Consider the following 1,473-nt stretch of genomic DNA (forward strand, 5'->3'; position numbering starts at 1 on the left):
GAGAGCTGATGACGAGTGTTCTTTTAGAACACGAAGTGGTTGATGCCATGCTTCCAAGAAAAGCTTCTAAGCTTCAGGTAACCAGGAACCGTACCCCAAACCGACACAGGTGGTTGGGTAGAGAATACCAAGGCGCTTGAGAGAACTCGGGTGAAGGAACTAGGCAAAATGGCACCGTAACTTCGGGAGAAGGTGCGCCGGTGAGGGTGAAGGACTTGCTCCGTAAGCTCATGCCGGTCGAAGATACCAGGCCGCTGCGACTGTTTATTAAAAACACAGCACTCTGCAAACACGAAAGTGGACGTATAGGGTGTGACGCCTGCCCGGTGCCGGAAGGTTAATTGATGGGGTTAGCTAACGCGAAGCTCTTGATCGAAGCCCCGGTAAACGGCGGCCGTAACTATAACGGTCCTAAGGTAGCGAAATTCCTTGTCGGGTAAGTTCCGACCTGCACGAATGGCGTAACGATGGCGGCGCTGTCTCCACCCGAGACTCAGTGAAATTGAAATCGCTGTGAAGATGCAGTGTATCCGCGGCTAGACGGAAAGACCCCGTGAACCTTTACTATAGCTTTGCACTGGACTTTGAATTTGCTTGTGTAGGATAGGTGGGAGGCTTTGAAGCGTGGACGCCAGTTCGCGTGGAGCCATCCTTGAAATACCACCCTGGCAACTTTGAGGTTCTAACTCAGGTCCGTTATCCGGATCGAGGACAGTGTATGGTGGGTAGTTTGACTGGGGCGGTCTCCTCCTAAAGAGTAACGGAGGAGTACGAAGGTGCGCTCAGACCGGTCGGAAATCGGTCGTAGAGTATAAAGGCAAAAGCGCGCTTGACTGCGAGACAGACACGTCGAGCAGGTACGAAAGTAGGTCTTAGTGATCCGGTGGTTCTGTATGGAAGGGCCATCGCTCAACGGATAAAAGGTACTCCGGGGATAACAGGCTGATACCGCCCAAGAGTTCATATCGACGGCGGTGTTTGGCACCTCGATGTCGGCTCATCACATCCTGGGGCTGAAGCCGGTCCCAAGGGTATGGCTGTTCGCCATTTAAAGTGGTACGCGAGCTGGGTTTAGAACGTCGTGAGACAGTTCGGTCCCTATCTGCCGTGGACGTTTGAGATTTGAGAGGGGCTGCTCCTAGTACGAGAGGACCGGAGTGGACGAACCTCTGGTGTTCCGGTTGTCACGCCAGTGGCATTGCCGGGTAGCTATGTTCGGGAAAGATAACCGCTGAAAGCATCTAAGCGGGAAACTTGCCTCAAGATGAGATCTCACTGGAACCTTGAGTTCCCTGAAGGGCCGTCGAAGACTACGACGTTGATAGGTTGGGTGTGTAAGCGCTGTGAGGCGTTGAGCTAACCAATACTAATTGCCCGTGAGGCTTGACCATATAACACCCAAGCAATTTGCGTCGAAGAGACCAGATTGCGGTGTGTGAAGACGAAACGAACCGAAAGTTCGATGTTCACAAA

General features: G+C 52.7%; 1 rRNA gene. It reads left to right on the forward strand.

Annotated features, from left to right (window positions below):
* Positions 1-1,391 (forward strand): 23S ribosomal RNA (locus BMY54_RS29690); the annotation flags it as partial.
* Positions 1,392-1,473 lie beyond the last annotated feature (82 nt).

The sequence above is a fragment of the Pseudomonas sp. ok266 genome, from assembly GCF_900110195.1.
Lineage (GTDB): Bacteria > Pseudomonadota > Gammaproteobacteria > Pseudomonadales > Pseudomonadaceae > Aquipseudomonas > Aquipseudomonas neuropathica.